Origin of the sequence: Pseudoduganella sp., from assembly GCF_041914865.1 — a bacterium.
Lineage (GTDB): Bacteria > Pseudomonadota > Gammaproteobacteria > Burkholderiales > Burkholderiaceae_D > Rugamonas.
Genome location: NZ_JAYSCO010000005.1, coordinates 34117 through 49226, shown reverse-complemented (window position 1 = coordinate 49226; position 15110 = coordinate 34117). Strand labels below are relative to the sequence as shown.

Annotated in this window: 18 protein-coding genes; 6 read left to right on the top strand and 12 right to left on the bottom strand. The window is 62.1% G+C overall.

The genetic code is table 11. The features are described from left to right. Nucleotides 1-6: 6 nt before the first annotated feature. Both ACE3TQ_RS03785 and ACE3TQ_RS03780 read right to left on the bottom strand, forming a co-directional pair. The gene (locus tag ACE3TQ_RS03785; protein ID WP_374580611.1) at nucleotides 7-1020 is read right to left on the bottom strand and encodes a sulfate ABC transporter substrate-binding protein; all 1014 of its coding nucleotides are present in this window, start codon (nucleotides 1018-1020) and stop codon (nucleotides 7-9) included. A 94-nt stretch (nucleotides 1021-1114) separates the two neighbouring features. After that, the gene (locus tag ACE3TQ_RS03780; protein WP_374580610.1) at nucleotides 1115-1498 is read right to left on the bottom strand and encodes a diacylglycerol kinase; all 384 of its coding nucleotides are present in this window, start codon (nucleotides 1496-1498) and stop codon (nucleotides 1115-1117) included. 87 nt (nucleotides 1499-1585) lie between these two features. Between ACE3TQ_RS03780 and ACE3TQ_RS03775 the strand changes: the two genes are divergently transcribed. Continuing rightward, nucleotides 1586-2368, top strand: a complete 783-nt coding sequence (locus ACE3TQ_RS03775) for an IclR family transcriptional regulator (RefSeq protein ID WP_374580609.1) — start codon at nucleotides 1586-1588, stop codon at nucleotides 2366-2368. On the opposite strand, the gene ACE3TQ_RS03770 is transcribed toward ACE3TQ_RS03775, so the two are convergent. The 3 genes from ACE3TQ_RS03770 to ACE3TQ_RS03760 all read right to left on the bottom strand — a co-directional run bounded on the left by ACE3TQ_RS03770 (nucleotide 2353) and on the right by ACE3TQ_RS03760 (nucleotide 5108). Further along, nucleotides 2353-3399, bottom strand: coding sequence for a serine hydrolase (locus ACE3TQ_RS03770; protein WP_374580608.1), 1047 nt, complete (start codon nucleotides 3397-3399; stop codon nucleotides 2353-2355). The genes ACE3TQ_RS03775 and ACE3TQ_RS03770 overlap by 16 nt on opposite strands. 144 nt (nucleotides 3400-3543) lie before the next feature. Then, the gene (locus tag ACE3TQ_RS03765; protein WP_374580607.1) at nucleotides 3544-4239 is read right to left on the bottom strand and encodes a nitroreductase; all 696 of its coding nucleotides are present in this window, start codon (nucleotides 4237-4239) and stop codon (nucleotides 3544-3546) included. After that, nucleotides 4236-5108: a DMT family transporter gene (locus ACE3TQ_RS03760; protein ID WP_374580606.1), complete on the bottom strand. Its 873-nt coding sequence runs from the start codon at nucleotides 5106-5108 to the stop codon at nucleotides 4236-4238. Before ACE3TQ_RS03760 ends, ACE3TQ_RS03765 begins: the two co-directional genes overlap by 4 nt. Nucleotides 5109-5337: 229 nt before the next feature. On the opposite strand from ACE3TQ_RS03760, the gene phaP reads away from it, so the two are divergent. Then, nucleotides 5338-5895: a TIGR01841 family phasin gene (gene phaP, locus ACE3TQ_RS03755; protein WP_374580605.1), complete on the top strand. Its 558-nt coding sequence runs from the start codon at nucleotides 5338-5340 to the stop codon at nucleotides 5893-5895. Nucleotides 5896-6221: 326 nt separating this feature from the next. On the opposite strand, the gene ACE3TQ_RS03750 is transcribed toward phaP, so the two are convergent. Beyond that, on the bottom strand, nucleotides 6222-6497 hold the full coding sequence (locus tag ACE3TQ_RS03750) for a hypothetical protein (protein WP_374580604.1): 276 nt from the start codon (nucleotides 6495-6497) through the stop codon (nucleotides 6222-6224). A gap of 132 nt (nucleotides 6498-6629) precedes the next feature. Here ACE3TQ_RS03750 and ACE3TQ_RS03745 point away from each other — a divergent pair, with 132 nt between their 5' ends. From ACE3TQ_RS03745 to ACE3TQ_RS03735, 3 genes are read left to right on the top strand one after another with little or no spacing between them, the layout of a single operon-like run. Continuing rightward, complete coding sequence (locus tag ACE3TQ_RS03745; protein ID WP_374580602.1) at nucleotides 6630-7262, top strand: transcriptional regulator; 633 nt, start codon at nucleotides 6630-6632, stop codon at nucleotides 7260-7262. Further along, nucleotides 7252-8235, top strand: a complete 984-nt coding sequence (locus ACE3TQ_RS03740; RefSeq protein ID WP_374580601.1) for an ornithine cyclodeaminase family protein — start codon at nucleotides 7252-7254, stop codon at nucleotides 8233-8235. The genes ACE3TQ_RS03745 and ACE3TQ_RS03740 overlap by 11 nt, the downstream gene beginning before the upstream one ends. Nucleotides 8236-8246: 11 nt before the next feature. Beyond that, entirely contained in the window at nucleotides 8247-9203 is a 957-nt protein-coding gene (locus tag ACE3TQ_RS03735; RefSeq protein WP_374580600.1) for a threo-3-hydroxy-L-aspartate ammonia-lyase, read from the top strand. 124 nt (nucleotides 9204-9327) lie between these two features. On the opposite strand, the gene ACE3TQ_RS03730 is transcribed toward ACE3TQ_RS03735, so the two are convergent. The 6 genes from ACE3TQ_RS03730 to ACE3TQ_RS03705 all read right to left on the bottom strand — a co-directional run bounded on the left by ACE3TQ_RS03730 (nucleotide 9328) and on the right by ACE3TQ_RS03705 (nucleotide 14543). Beyond that, the gene (locus ACE3TQ_RS03730; RefSeq protein WP_374580599.1) at nucleotides 9328-10050 is read right to left on the bottom strand and encodes an ABC transporter ATP-binding protein; all 723 of its coding nucleotides are present in this window, start codon (nucleotides 10048-10050) and stop codon (nucleotides 9328-9330) included. Continuing rightward, nucleotides 10050-10820: an ABC transporter ATP-binding protein gene (locus ACE3TQ_RS03725; RefSeq protein WP_130310751.1), complete on the bottom strand. Its 771-nt coding sequence runs from the start codon at nucleotides 10818-10820 to the stop codon at nucleotides 10050-10052. The genes ACE3TQ_RS03730 and ACE3TQ_RS03725 overlap by 1 nt, the downstream gene beginning before the upstream one ends. Nucleotides 10821-10831: 11 nt before the next feature. Next, nucleotides 10832-12043: an ABC transporter ATP-binding protein gene (locus tag ACE3TQ_RS03720; protein WP_374580598.1), complete on the bottom strand. Its 1212-nt coding sequence runs from the start codon at nucleotides 12041-12043 to the stop codon at nucleotides 10832-10834. A 14-nt stretch (nucleotides 12044-12057) separates the two neighbouring features. Next, entirely contained in the window at nucleotides 12058-12987 is a 930-nt protein-coding gene (locus ACE3TQ_RS03715) for a branched-chain amino acid ABC transporter permease (RefSeq protein ID WP_374580597.1), read from the bottom strand. 155 nt (nucleotides 12988-13142) lie between these two features. Next, complete coding sequence (gene ispH / locus ACE3TQ_RS03710) at nucleotides 13143-14093, bottom strand: 4-hydroxy-3-methylbut-2-enyl diphosphate reductase (RefSeq protein ID WP_374580596.1); 951 nt, start codon at nucleotides 14091-14093, stop codon at nucleotides 13143-13145. Between the two features lie 6 nt (nucleotides 14094-14099). After that, a complete protein-coding gene (locus tag ACE3TQ_RS03705; protein WP_374580595.1) occupies nucleotides 14100-14543 on the bottom strand; it encodes a peptidylprolyl isomerase in 444 nt (147 codons plus the stop codon). Nucleotides 14544-14680: 137 nt separating this feature from the next. Between ACE3TQ_RS03705 and ACE3TQ_RS03700 the strand changes: the two genes are divergently transcribed. Then, nucleotides 14681-15079, top strand: a complete 399-nt coding sequence (locus tag ACE3TQ_RS03700) for a hypothetical protein (RefSeq protein WP_374580594.1) — start codon at nucleotides 14681-14683, stop codon at nucleotides 15077-15079. The last annotated feature ends 31 nt before the right edge of the window (nucleotides 15080-15110 follow it).

The following is a 15110-nucleotide window of genomic DNA, read 5'->3' as shown; positions in this document are numbered from 1 at the left end:
GCTTGATTATTGGCCGGCCAGCTTGGCGCCTGGCTGGTAGATCTGGTCGAACACGCCGCCGTCAGCAAAGTGCGTCTTCTGCGCGGTGCTCCAGTCGCCGGCCACATCGGTGATCTTGAACAGCTTCACGTTCGGGAACTGGGCCGCATACTTCCTGGCTTCCTTTTCCACGCTCGGGCGGTAGTAGTTCTGCGCAATGATCGCTTGCGCCTGGTCGGTGTACAGGAACTGCAGGTAAGCCTCGGCCACCTTGCGCGTGCCGCGCTTGTCGACCACCTTGTCTACGATGGCGATTGGCGGCTCGGCCAGGATGGAGACGGACGGCGCCACGATTTCCACCTTGTCCGGACCGAGTTCCTTGATCGCCAGCAGGGCTTCGTTTTCCCAGGCGATCAGCACGTCGCCGATGCCGCGTTCCACGAAGGTGGTGGTGGCGCCGCGCGCGCCGGAGTCGAGCACCGGCACGTTCTTGTACAGCTTCTTCAGGTATTCCTTGGCGCTGGCGTCGCTGCCGCCCGGCTGGCGCAAGGCGTAGCCATATGCGGCCAGGTGGTTCCAGCGCGCACCGCCCGAGGTTTTCGGATTCGGGGTAATCACCGCCACGCCTGGCTTGACCAGGTCGGCCCAGTCCTTGATGGCTTTCGGGTTGCCTTTGCGCACCAGGAAGACGATGGTCGAGCTGTAGGGGGCGGAGTCATGGCCCAGGCGCTTCTGCCAGTCCTTGGCCAGCAGGCCGCGCTCGGCGATGGCGTCGATATCGTAGGCCAGGGCCAGGGTCACCACATCGGCTTCCAGGCCGTCGATCACGGCGCGCGCCTGCTTGCCCGAGCCGCCGTGCGATTGCTTGATCTTCACGTTGTCGCCCGTCTTGGCCTTCCATTCCTTGGCGAAGGCGGTGTTGACGTCCTGGTACAGCTCGCGGGTCGGGTCGTAAGAGACGTTGAGCAGGCTCACGTCGGCCGCCTGCGCCACTGCAGCGGTGGCGAACAAGGCAGCGGCAATCAGTTTCTTGGACAGCATCTGGTTTCCCCTTTTGTGTTTGGAGACGCCAGATTACCTTTCGCTTATATAAATACGAACGAATACTTTCTTCGTTCGTTATACAAGAAAGTAATTAAAAGAAGCGGTTGAACAGGACGACCGCCCACGCTGCGCCCGACAGCAGGCAAGCCAGCAGTACCGCGGCACTGCCAAAGTCCTTGGCATTCTTGGACAGGGGGTGGCGTTCCAGCGAGACGCGGTCCACCACGGCCTCGATGGCGGAGTTGATCAGTTCGACGATCAGCACGATGACCATGCTGCCGATCAATACCAGTTTCTGGAAGGCAGAAACGGGCAACAGCAGCGCGGCAATGCTGCCGACCACGAACAGCACCAGTTCCTGGCGGAAGGCGTGCTCCGAACGGATAGCCGTTTTCAGGCCGTCCATGGAGTAGAAGAAGGCCGAGAAAATGCGCTTCAGGCCGCTTTTGCTTTTGAATTCACTGACAGGTTCCATGGTGACGGATTATAGCGACAGAATTCCCATTTTTTTCACATCATGGTATAAATAAGTCTGCTTATACCGCACCGCACCAACCACATCATGAAAAGTGAAACCCTGCCCCCGCAGGAACCGAAGACCACCATCCAGGTTATCGACCGCATGACGGCCCTGCTCGACGCACTGGCCAAATACCCGGATCCGGTTCCCCTGAAAGAGCTGTCCAAGGTCTCCGGCCTGCACCCTTCCACTGCGCACCGCATCCTGAACGACCTGGTGGTGACCCGCTTTGTCGACCGCGTGGAACCGGGCACCTACCGCCTCGGCATGCGCCTGCTGGAACTGGGCAACGTGGTGAAGAGCCGGCTGTCGGTGCGCGAAGCGGCGCTGGATTCCATGCGTGCACTGCACAAAAAGACGCAGCAGACGATCAACCTGTCGGTGCGCCAGGGCGACGAAATCGTCTACATCGACCGCGCCTACTCGGAACGCTCGGGCATGCAGGTGGTGCGCGCCATTGGCGCGCGCGGCCCGCTGCACCTGACCTCGACCGGCAAGCTGTTCCTCTCGGTGGATGAGCCGAAGGCGATCCGCGCCTACGCCACCCGCACCGGGCTGGCCGGCCACAACAAGAATTCGATCACCGACCTGGCCCGCCTGGAGCGCGAGCTGAGCCTGGTGCGAGCGCGCGGCTATGCGCGCGACAATGAAGAGCTGGAACTGGGGGTGCGCTGCATGGCGGCCGGCATCCGCGACGATTCCGGCAAACTGGTGGCAGGCTTGTCGATTTCCGCGCCGGCCGACCGGCTGCAGGAGGAGTGGCTGGAAGACCTGGTCAATACCGCCAACCAGATCTCCGCCACCCTGGGTTACATTCCCGAATAAGCCTGGGCGCCCGAGCTGGCGCCGCTGACGGTGTCGCCGAAGGTCGGCTTGAGCGCCGTCAGCCATTTCTTCATGCGGTTGGCATCGGCCACACGGGCCGCAGCGCCTTTGGCATCGAGCAGCACCATGATGACGGCGCGCCCTTCCACCATGGCTTGCATGATCAGGCAGCGGCCCGCTTCGTTGATGAAGCCGGTTTTCTGCAGGCCGATTTCCCAGCCCGAGTTCGGCGCCACCAGGCGATTGGTGGTGCCAAAGGTCACTGGACGGCCATTGTTTTCGACTACCGCTTTGGGATCGGTCGAGAACTCACGCAGGATCGGGTGCTCGTAGGATGCCTGCACCAGCTTGGCCAGGTCGCGCGCGCTGGCCACGTTCATCTTCGACAGGCCACTCGAGTCGACATAGCGGGTATCGTTCATGCCCAGCTCCTGCGCCTTGGCATTCATGGCCGCGACAAAGGCCGGCAGGCCACCCGGATAGTTGCGGCCCAACGCGGAAGCGGCACGGTTCTCGGAACTCATCAGGGCAATATGCAGCATATTGCGGCGGGTCAGGCGGTCGCCCACTTTCAGGCGCGAGGAGCTGAATTTTTCGCGATCGACGTCTTCGTCGGTCACGGTCAGCACCTCGTCCAGGTCCTGGCCGGATTCCACCACCACCAGGCCGGTCATCATCTTGGTGATCGAGGCGATGGGCAATGCCACGCCGGCGTTCTTTTCAAACAGGACTTCGGAGTTGGCCTGGTCCAGCACCAGGGCCACATTGGATTTCAGATCGAGGGGATCGCGCACCAGGTTCAGGCCGGCCAGGTCGCCCATGGTAGGACGGCCGAAATCGGCCACCTTGGTCACGCGCTGGTACACAACCTTGTTCTTGCCACGAGTCTTGACGACGCGCTTGACCACCTGGGTCTTGGCCGCGGGCGCTGCATAGCGCATACCTGCTTTCTTGGTGGCCGCCTGCGCAGAACCCATAGACCCCGTTGCGCAAAACAAGGACACCAGCAGACCGATAGCAAGTTTGTTCATTCGTCATTCCCCGGAGTGAATCAGCAGAATCGCCAGTTGCAGTGTAGCAAAATCAGATTCCGGCGCAAGCGATTTTCAGCGCAAAGTTTTCAGTCCCACAATACACATTTCCCATAGTGACGCGAGGCTACAACGAAAGCTTGTTCACTCCATAAATTTAACAAATTTCGCAATCGGCTCGCGTTCGGTTACCAGGCTGTTTTCAATTCTGCCACGATCAGCGAAGCCAAGCGACATCCCGCATACAACAGTTTCACTGGCCGGTAGGCCGAGCACCTCACTGATGATGCGGTGGTACTGGGTAAAGGCGGCCTGCGGGCAGGTATCGAGGCCGCGGCCACGCGCCGCCACCATGATGTTCTGCAGGAACATGCCATAGTCGAGCCAGGAGCCCTGCTCCATGATGCGGTCGATAGTGAAAATCATGCCGACCGGCGCATCGAAGAATGAAAAATTGCGGCCGTGCTGGGCCGCCATGCCAGCCTTGTTCTCGCGCGTCAGGCCCAGCAGCGCATACAGGTCCCAGCCTACTTTGCGGCGGCGGTCGATGTACGGGGAGACCCACTCGCGCGGGTAATAGGCGTATTCCTCGGTATGCAGTTTGTTCTGCTCCGGATCGGCGTAGGCCGCCAGGATTTTGGCGGACAGCGCCTCTTTCATGGCGCCGGTCAGCACATAGACCTTCCAGGGCTGGGTATTGGTGCCGGACGGCGCCCGTGCGGCCACCTCCAGGATGGCTTCGATATCTTCCTGCGCCACCGGGGTGGGCAGGAAGGCGCGGATCGAACGGCGCGAGGTGATGGCCGCGTCGACGGCCTGCTGGTCTGGGGTACGGATCATGGCTTTGCCTGGTTAGGTTGCTTAACTACAAATAGTACCCCAATCACCGCCAGCGCCATACCGGCAATGCCCATCCAGTTCAGCACTTCGCCGAACATGGCCCAGGCCATGAGCGCCGTGGTCGGCGGTGTAAGGTAGAGCAGGCTCGTGACCTGCGTCGCATCGCTGCGACGGATCAGCTCAAAGAGGAGGAAAATCGCACCGATGGACAGAGCGAGCACAGACCAGGCCCAGGCGCCGAGGAATTGTGGCGTCCATTGGACCGAACCCATGTCCTCCAGCAGCCAGGCGACGGGCAGCACCGCCACCACCGAGGCGGCGAACTGGATGACCGTGCCGGTGCGCAAGTCAAACTGCGGGCAGTAATGCTTTTGATAAAGCGTGCCTGCCGTGATCGACCATAGCGCGAACACGGCCAGCGCGATCGCCTGCCAACTGAGCCCAATCAGCGTGATCTTCGCATAAACGACCAAGGCCACGCCGGCCAGGCCGAAGCCAAGGCCAATCCACTGGCGTGGCCGGACCCGCTCGCCGATCAAGGGCGCCGCCAGCGCGGTCAGGATGGGCTGCATGCCGACGATCAGCGCCGACAGGCCGGCCGGCATGCCCAGTTTGATCGCGCACCAGACCCCGCTCAGGTAGCCGGCCTGCAGCAGCAGCCCCGCCACCGCCACATGCCCGACCTTCCCTTTCGGCCACGGCGCGCGCAGCAGCCATAGCGCCGGGCCGAGGATGGCCAGCACGCCGAGAAAGCGCAACAAAAGGAAAGTCAGCGGCGGCGCGTACGGCAAGCCGTAGCGGGCGACGATGAAACCGGTACTCCACAGGAAAACGAAGAACAGGGGAATCGGGGAAAAGAGCGAGCGCATCCCGTGGATTCTAGCACTGGGACGAAAATCCTTCCGGGCAGCAATTATTTTTAGCGACCTGGCCAGAAAGCCTTATGCAACAAGGAGTTGATACCTTTGTGCAACGCACAAAAACTGCTTGACTTTGATTCCTGAACCCGGATAATCGCCTTTGTTGCGTTGCACAATATGTTGTTTTCCGTTGTAGAAGCAGCAAGTTTCAACGACTAATTTAATTTTGGAGAGTCCAATGTTTGCGATTCCTGAGCAGTTCTCTAATGCCACCAAGGCAAACTTCGAAAGCCAATTCGCACTGTTTTCTTCGCTGACCAACAAGGCCTTCGAAGGCGTTGAGAAGTTCGTCGACCTGAACATCACCGCTGCCAAGGCTTCGCTGGAAGAATCGTCGGTCGCCGCCAAGCAACTGCTGGCCGCCAAGGACCCGCAAGAATTCTTCACCCTGAGCGCAGCCCAGGCCCAGCCAGCCGCCGAAAAAGCCATCGCTTACGGCCGTCACCTGGCATCGATCGCTTCCGGCACCGGCGCTGAATTCAGCAAGGCCGCCGAAACCCAGATCGCGGAAACCAACCGCAAGGTGATTTCCCTGGTTGACGAAGTGAGCAAGAACGCCCCAGCCGGCAGCGAAAGCGCCGTTGCCCTGTTCAAGTCCGCCCTGAACAACGCCAACGCCGGTTACGAGCAGTTCACCAAGAGCGCCAAGGCTGCCGCAGAAACCTTCGAAGCGAACGTGAACGCCGCTGTGAACCAGTTCACCACGGTCGCCACCAACGCTGCCAAGAAACAGTAATCCAGAAGTACCCGCCGGCCCCGGTGGCCGGCCGTGAAGCAACGCTGTACGCAGGTCTCCTCGGCATCCGTGGTTTCCTCTCAGCGGGTGTCCTTCCAGAGCCCCGGCCATGACCGGGGCTTTTTTTGTTCAGACGGGTGGATCGTTTGAATCGTCCCAACGCCTTGCATGGCCTTTCCCGACCAGGACTTCAAGTCGAATCACGCGCTCGGTAAGTAAGGTGATCGTCTTCTGCTGCTCCGCAACCCTCAGATTTAATGCGTCCAAGCGCCGCGGCGCGTTCAACGCCGCGTAGACAGACTTGGCAAGCCCGCCGAAGAGTCCCATTACTTCACCGGATGGCTACTTAGCATCTCGCGAACGCGCTGCTGTGAGGCATCAATCTCCTCCATTGAACGCTGCCATTCAGCGTCGTCCGACGCTACATTGGACTTACTCAGCAGGCGCCTCATCACCTCATTCCGGTCGAAGAAATACATACACTCCGCCGCCGAGCGGAGAAAGTCACTCACCGGCATGTCCAAGTCGGCGGCAAATCGCTCCAGTACTTCTCGTTGCGCAACGCTTAGCTGGACGAAAATTCCATCAGTTGAGTTTTCCATTTCGCCGTCCTCCCTGATATTTCAGTATGGACGGAGTAAGTTTGCAATTCAAGCAAGCGGAGCCAGACCTTGACGTCGCTCAAGCTGGAAAAGCAATTAGACATTTAATCCAAGTTGAGATAATCTGTCTTAATGACGATACGCACCCCGGACCAGCAACACCTGCTGGAGCAAATGAAACACGTGGCCGACGGCCTCGGCCGCACGCTGGCGCCCTTCACCGAGGTGGTGCTGCATGACCTGCTCGACCCAAGCCACGCCGTGCTGGCGATCCACAACAACCTGTCGGGCCGCGAAGTGGGCGATCCCGCGACCGAGCTTGGCCTGGCACGCATTGCCGACCCGGCCTTCCCGCAGGTGCTGGCCAACTACGCCAACACATTCCCTGACGGCCGCCCCGCGAAAAGCACCTCAATCGGCATCAAGGACCGGAACCAGCAATACATCGCCGCCCTGTGCCTGAACGTGGACTTGAACCTGTTCCGCAGCCTGCAGGCGATGCTGGGCCAGTTCAGCAACGTCGATCCCACCGCAGCGGTGCTGGAATCGCTGGCGCCCGCAGCCGGCGCCGATGCCATCCGCGCCCACATCGAGCAATTCGCTGCCCGCCTCTCCACCACGCCGCGCGCACTGAAGGCAGAAGACCGCCGCGCGCTGATGCGCGAGCTGGGCGACGCGGGTCTGCTGGACACGCGGCGCGCGATGGAAACCATCGCCGCCCACCTCGGCGTCTCGCGTGCCACGGCCTACAACTATGCGAAATAACGACGCCCGCCTGCTGATGCTGGACCGCGACGCCGTCGCCGCCCTGCTGCAGCCCGACGATGTACGCGCCGCCGTGCTTGAAGCCTTCGCGCTGCATGCCGCCCGTGCGGCGCGCGTATTCCCACTGGTGCGCGAGGAGCTGCCCGGCAGCGCCATCTTCGGCATCAAGTCGGGCGATGTGCCGGCACAGGAGCTGCTCGGCTTCAAGGCCGCCGGCTTCTGGCCCGCCAACCGCGAGGCCGGCGGCGAAGCGCACCAGGCCACCATCATGCTGCTCGACCCGCGCACCGGACGCCCCATTTGCATCGCCGACGGCAATGCCGTCACCACCGCCCGCACCGCCGCCGCCGGCGCGCTGGGCCTGCAACTGCTGGCGCGTCCCGACAGCGAACAGGTGTGCGTCTTCGGCACCGGCGTGCAGGCGCGCGGCCATACGGCATATGCGCTGCACGCCCTGCCCTCGCTCAAGCGCGTACGCTACGTCAGCTCCGACGGCCGCCGCGAGCCGGCATTCGAGGCGCAGTTCGCCGCACGCTGCGAGGTAGCGCTGGCAGGCGGCCCGCATACGGCGGCAGCCGATACAGCCGTCGCGGCGGCCGACATCGTCATCACTGCCACGCCCGGCCGCGCCGCCCTGTTCAGCGCCGATGCCGTGCGCGCCGGCACGCATATCAATGCTGTGGGCGCCGACACGCAGGGCAAGCGCGAGCTGCCATCCGGCTTGCTGGAGCGGGCCCGCGTGTGGGCCGACGACTTGCCGCAGGCGCGCCGTATCGGCGAACTGCAGTGGGCGCCCGCGCTGCCTGCCGCCGAGCTGGGCGATCTGCTGGACGCGCCGCCGGCACGCGCCCCCGGCGACATCACGATTTTTGATATGACGGGCATTGCCCTGCAGGACCTGACCACGGTGCGTATGCTGTACGAGCGCGCCCTCGCCCACAACATCGGCCGGAACATCCCCTGGCCCTGGTAAGGAAAGAGACTATGACCATCCCAACTTATGCAGACGTCGTCGCGGCCGCCGGCCGCATTCAAGGCTATGCCCACCGCACGCCGGTGCTGACCTCCCGCACCGCCAACGAGGAACTGGGCGCAGAGCTGTTCTTCAAGGCCGAGAACCTGCAGCGCATGGGCGCGTTCAAGTTCCGCGGCGCCTTCAACGCGCTGTCGCGCTTTAGCGAGGCGCAGCGCAAGGCGGGTGTGGTGGCATTCTCGTCGGGCAACCACGCGCAGGCGATTGCGCTGTCGGCGAAGCTGATGGGCATCCCCGCCACCATCGTCATGCCGGAGGACGCGCCGGCCTCGAAGGTCGCCGCGACGCGCGGATACGGCGGCAACGTGGTCACCTATGACCGCTACAAGGAGGACCGGGAAGCGATTGGCCGCAGGCTGGCGGAGGAAAAAGGCATGACCTTGATTCCGCCCTACGACCATCCGGACGTGATCGCGGGCCAGGGCACGGCGGCGAAGGAGCTGTTCGAGGATGTCGGTGAACTGGATTATTTCTTCGTCTGCCTGGGCGGCGGCGGTCTGCTGGGTGGCTCGGCGCTGGCGACGCGCGCGCTGTCGCCGAAATGCAAGCTGTATGGCGTGGAGCCGGAGGCTGGCAATGATGGGCAGCAGTCGTTCCGCAGCGGTTCGATCGTGCATATCGACACGCCGAAGACGATTGCGGATGGGGCGCAGACGCAGCATCTGGGTGCGCACACCTTTCCGATCATCCAGCGCCATGTGGATGATGTCCTGACGGTCAGCGATGCGGAGCTGGTGGATGCGATGCGGTTCTTTGCTTCGCGTATGAAGATTGTAGTGGAGCCGACCGGGTGCCTGGGCTTTGCGGCGGCGCGCAGGATGAAGGATCAGTTGCGCGGCAAGCGCGTGGGGGTGCTGATCAGCGGTGGGAACGTCGATATTGAACGCTTCGCTGCCCTGCTCGCTTAAACCCGGTAAACCTGGGTCAGACCCAAGGGTCTGACCCCGGCAGCGTCGCCTGCATCTCTGGGTTCTGACGGGACGGCCATCCAGCTTGGGTCTGACCCTTGGGTCTGACCCCGCCTTGCCGGGTTTACTCGCCCAGGTAAGCAGCTTTAACGCGTGGATCGTGCAGCATGTCCTCGGCATTGCCGGTCATGGTCACCGCGCCGGACTCCATCACGTAGCCGCGGTTGGCGGCTTGCAGTGCCAGCTTGGCATTCTGCTCCACCAGCAGGATGGTGATGCCCTGCTGGTGCACGTCGCGGATCACTTCGAAGATCTTCTCGACCATGATCGGCGACAGGCCCATCGACGGCTCGTCCAGCAGCAGCAGGTGCGGGTGGCACATCAGCGCTCGGGCCATGGCCAGCATCTGCTGCTCGCCGCCGGACAAGGTGCCGGCCAGCTGGTTGGCACGCTCTTTCAGGCGCGGGAAGACGCCGAACCATTTTTCGATATCGGCTGCAATAGCGGCCTTGTCGTTCATGGTATACGCTCCCATCATCAGGTTCTCGGTGATGGTCATGCGGGTGAACACGCCACGGCCTTCCGGCACCATGGCCAGCTTTTTCTCCACCAGGTGGAAGGACTGCGTGCCTTTCAGCGACTGGCCCATATACGACACGCTGCCTTCCACCCGGCACGGCGGCAGGGTGCCTGTGATGGCTTTCAGCGTGGTGGTCTTGCCGGCGCCGTTGGCGCCGATCAGGGTCACCAGTTCGCCTTCGTTCACTTCCAGGTCGATGCCTTTGACTGCCTTGATGCCGCCGTAAGCGACCTTCAGGCCCGATACTTTCAACACATTGGCGCCCATCAGTGCGCTCCTCCCAGATAGGCTTCAATCACTGCTTTATTGCTTTGGATTTCGGCTGGCAGGCCTTCGGCGATCAGCTTGCCGTATTCCAGCACGCTGATACGGTCGCACAGGCCCATCATCAGCTTCACATCGTGCTCGATCAGCAGCACGGTCTTGCCTTCGTTCTTGATCTTCACCAGCAGCTCGCGCAGCGCCAGCTTTTCGGTCGCGTTCATGCCTGCCGCCGGTTCGTCCAGCGCCAGCAGCTGCGGGTCGGTTGCCAGCGCGCGGGCGATTTCCAGGCGACGCTGGTCGCCATACGACAGGTACTTGGACGTGCGGCTGGCAAACTGGCCGATGCCGACAAAGTCCAGCAATTCCTGCGCGCGCTTGCGGATCGCCGCTTCTTCCTCGCGTGCCGCCTTGTGGCGGAAGATCGCGCCGAACACGCCCTGGTGCGAGCGCACGTGGCGGCCCACCATCACATTCTCCAGCGCGGTCATCTCACCGAACAGGCGGATGTTCTGGAACGTGCGCGCAATGCCGGCTTTCGCCACCGCATGCGGCGCGGACGGCGAATACGGCTTGCCGGCCAGCTCAAAGGTGCCGGTGTCCGGCTGGTACAAGCCGGTGATCACGTTGAAGAAGGTGGTCTTGCCGGCGCCGTTCGGGCCGATCAGGCCGTAGATCTGGCCCTTGTTGATCTTGATGCGCACGTCGGTCAGCGCCTGCAGGCCGCCGAATCGTTTGTTGACGCCTTCGATATTCAGGATTACTTGTTCGCTCATCTCACTCAACCTCACGCTGCCACGACGCCGGACGACTGGCCTTTGGAGTCCGAATCGGCGTCCGGACGGTCTTCATGCTTGGGCGATGGCCACAGGCCTGCAGGACGGGTCAGCATGATCACCACCATGGCCAGGCCGTACAGCAGCTGGCGCAGCACTTCGGATTCGATCAGCACTTTGCCGAACAGTTTCATCTGCAGCGGTTCCACCACATGGCGCAGGATTTCCGGCAATGCCGCCAGCAGCGCGCCGCCCAGCACCACGCCGGGAATGTGGCCGATACCGCCCAGCACCACCATGGCCAGCACGGCGATCGACTCGGTCAGCGAGAACGATTCCGGCGACACGAAGCCCTGGAAGGACGCGAACATGGCGCCCGCCACGCCGCCGAAAGTAGCGCCCATGGAGAACGCCAGCAGCTTCACGTTGCGGGTGTTGATGCCCATGGCCTTGGCCGCGATCTCGTCTTCGCGGATCGCCACCCAGGCGCGGCCCAGGCGCGAGTGCTGCAGGCGCGAGGTGATGAACACGGTGGCGATGGTCAGCACCAGGAACAGGAAGTAGTAGGCATTCACCGACGGCATGGAGAAGCCGCCCACCACCACGGTGGCGCGCGAGCCGGCTTCGCCAGCCAGGTTGACGCCGAACACGCGGATCGGGTCGATCAGGTTGATACCCTGCGGGCCATTGGTGATATTGACCGGATCGTTCAGGTTGTTCATGAAGATGCGGATGATTTCACCGAAGCCCAGGGTGACGATGGCCAGGTAGTCGCCGCGCAGCTTGAGCGTCGGCGCCCCCAACAGCGCGCCAAAGAGACCAGCCAGCGCAGCGGCCATCGGCACGATCACCCACACGGAAAGGTGGATGCCGTTGGTGCGGATGTCTTCGCCCAGCATGGCGGCCAGCGCCTCGCCGAACGCCGGATGCATATTGATCAGCGATTCCAGCACCGTGGCGAACTGCGGCGATGCCAGCAGGCCGGTCATGTAGGCGCCCACCGCATAGAACGCGATATAGCCCAGGTCCAGCAGGCCGGCAAAGCCCACCACGATGTTCAGGCCCACCGCCAGCATGATATAGAGCAGCGCCAGGTCGGCGATACGCACCCACGAATTGCCGAACGGTGCGGCGGCGAACGGGAAGATAATCAGCGCGGCCAGCAACAGCGCCATGCTGGTGTAAGCCTGCTTTGGATTCTTTTGTACGTCGAAAGTCAGCATAGTCACAGTCCCTGTCAGGCGCGGTCGGCCACGCGTTCACCCATGATGCCGGACGGACGCACCGTCAGCACCAGGATCAGCACGATGAAGGCGAAGATGTCCTGGTAGTGCGAGCCCAGGAAGCCGCCGGTCAGTTCGCCGATATAGCCGGCGCCCAGCGCTTCGATAATGCCCAGCACGATACCGCCGATCATGGCGCCGTAAATATTGCCGATACCGCCCAGCACCGCGGCGCAGAAGGCTTTCAGGCCCGGCATAAAGCCCATGGCGAACTGGATCGAGGCGTAGTTCGCGCCCCACATCACGCCCGCCACGGCCGCCAGCGCGGCGCCGATGGCGAAGGTGGCGACGATGATCTTGTTGGAGTCCACGCCCATCAGGCCGGCGACGCGCGGGTTCTCGGCCACGGCGCGCATGGCGCGGCCCATGCGGGTGCGCTCCACCAGCATGACCAGGCCGAACATCGACACGGCGGCCAGCACCAGCAGCAGCACCTGGGTGGTGGTGATGACCGCGCCACCGATCATGATCGGGTCGGACGACAGCAGCTGCGGGAACGGCAGCGGGTTGCGGCCCCAGATCATCATGGCGAAGGTTTGCAGCAGGTAGGACACGCCGATGGCGGTAATCAGCGGCGCCAGGCGCGGCGCATTGCGCAGGCGGCGGTAGGCGACGCGCTCGATGATCACGTTCACCAGCATGCAGGCAGGGATGGCGCCGAGGATGGCGATACCGAGTTTCAGGTATCCCGGCATATCAGGCGCATACACGCCCAGCAAATTCAGGATGGAGAGTCCGATCATCGCGCCGATCATCAGCACGTCGCCGTGGGCGAAGTTGATCAGGTTCAGCACGCCGTACACCATCGTATAACCGAGGGCGACCAGCGCATACATACTACCCAGCACCAGGCCGTTCAGAATTTGTTGGATAAAAGTATCCATCGAGTATGCCCTTAATAACTAATAAAAACGGCACCCGAAGTTTCCCTCGTGGTGCCGCCGTTTGGAAGCGTTCGCCATGATAGCGAGGTTTCCGAAAAACTAATCGTGGAAAATCCGCAATATTCTAAATTAAATTTTTCCCGATCCGCCCCAAATCACTGGGCGCTGTTGTTTTTGCCGCCATCAAGGCCTTTTGGCAGGGGGAAAGTCACCGCCTCCTCCACGCCGTCCAGGGTGCGCACGCTCTTCGCGCCCAGTTCCTTCAGGCGGTTGATGACCGCTTCCACCAGCACTTCCGGCGCCGAAGCACCGGCGGTGACACCCACGCGCAGCTTGCCTTCCAGCCAGGCCGGATCGATCTGCGCCGCGTTGTCCACCATATACGCCGGGGTGCCCTTCTTCTCCGCCACTTCGCGCAGGCGGTTGGAATTCGAGCTGTTCGGCGAACCGACCACGATCACCACTTCCACCTGCGGCGCCATGAATTTCACAGCTTCCTGGCGGTTGGTGGTGGCGTAGCAAATGTCGCCTTTTTTCGGCTCAATAATATTCGGGTATTTTGCCTTAAGGGCTTCGATGATTTGTGCCGTATCATCCACGGAAAGCGTCGTTTGCGACACATAGGCCAGCTGGTCCGGGTTTTGCACCTGCAGGCTGGCCACATCCTCCACCGTTTCAACCAGGTACATGCCCTCTTCCGTCTGGCCCATGGTGCCTTCGACTTCCGGGTGGCCGTCGTGGCCGATCATGATGATCTCGCAGCCCTGCTTACGCATCTTGGCCACTTCCACGTGCACCTTGGTCACCAATGGGCAAGTAGCGTCGAAGATCGACAGGCCGCGCGCCTCGGCTTCCGCGCGCACGGCTTTGGAGACGCCGTGGGCCGAGAACACCAGGGTATTGCCGGCCGGGACATCGTCCAGTTCTTCGATGAAGATGGCGCCCTTGGCGCGCAGGTCGGCCACCACATAGGCGTTGTGCACGATTTCGTGGCGCACATAGATCGGCGCGCCGAACTGCTGCAGCGCGCGCTCGACGATTTCGATGGCGCGGTCCACACCGGCGCAAAAGCCGCGCGGCTGGGCGAGGAGGATTTCTTTTTCCATGGCGGTTTACAGCACAGAGATGATGTTCACTTCAAACTTGACCGGCTGGCCGGCCAGCGGATGGTTGAAGTCGAAGATGGCGACATCGTCGCGCAGTTCGCGCAGCACGCCGGCGAAACGGCCGCCGTTCGGCGCATTGAAGTCGACCAGGTCGCCGACCTTGTATTCGTTTTCCGGATCCGAGTTTTCCTCCAGGGTCGCACGCGACACGGCCTGGATCAGGTCCGGGTTGCGCGGGCCGAAGGCCTCGCCCGGCGCCAGTTCGAACACCTTGTGCGTACCTTCCGGCAGGCCGATCAGCAGCGCTTCCAGGTTGGGCGCCAGCTGGCCCTGGCCCAGCATCAGCGTAGCTGGATTGCCTTCAAAAGTGGAGACGATATTGACGCCATCCATGGAGGCAAGGCGGTATTGCAGGGTGAGGTAGGCCGAAGCGGTGACGACGTTAGACATGGCAGGCTTGCGTAAACAGACAATCCTCTATTGTAAGCCAAGGCGCATGATCGCGGCCAAGCCGCGTAGGGCGGCAAGCTTGACAAATATGCTATAATGTTTCCTGTCAATAATCTTTGTTACTTCTGGAGAATATTTTGCGCAAATATTTGCTGGGCGCCGCCCTGACCCTCGCCGCCATGAACGCCAGTGCCTGCACGTTCTCCTGGCACACCTACGGCGACAATGCGATCCGCAGCAGGATGGAAGACAAGATCGGCGCCCATGTTCCTGAGCAGTACTGCAAGAAATTTAACAAGGACCACCAGATCGTCGTACAGTTCAACGCCTATACCTTGAGCAATATGTGCGTGGGTCATGCCATCGTCTCGCTGCGCAAGCGCGGTACCACAACCCTGCAGGTGAATACCCGCAATTCGGTCATCACCGACACCAACTGCCGCACTTCCGGCGGCGCCAACGAGCTGGCGGCACAGGCCTCGCTCAGCGCCCTCGACGACCTGATGTCCGAACTCGATACCTGGACCGTGAAGTAAGGCCTGCGCCCCAGCGCAAACACTGAGGCAA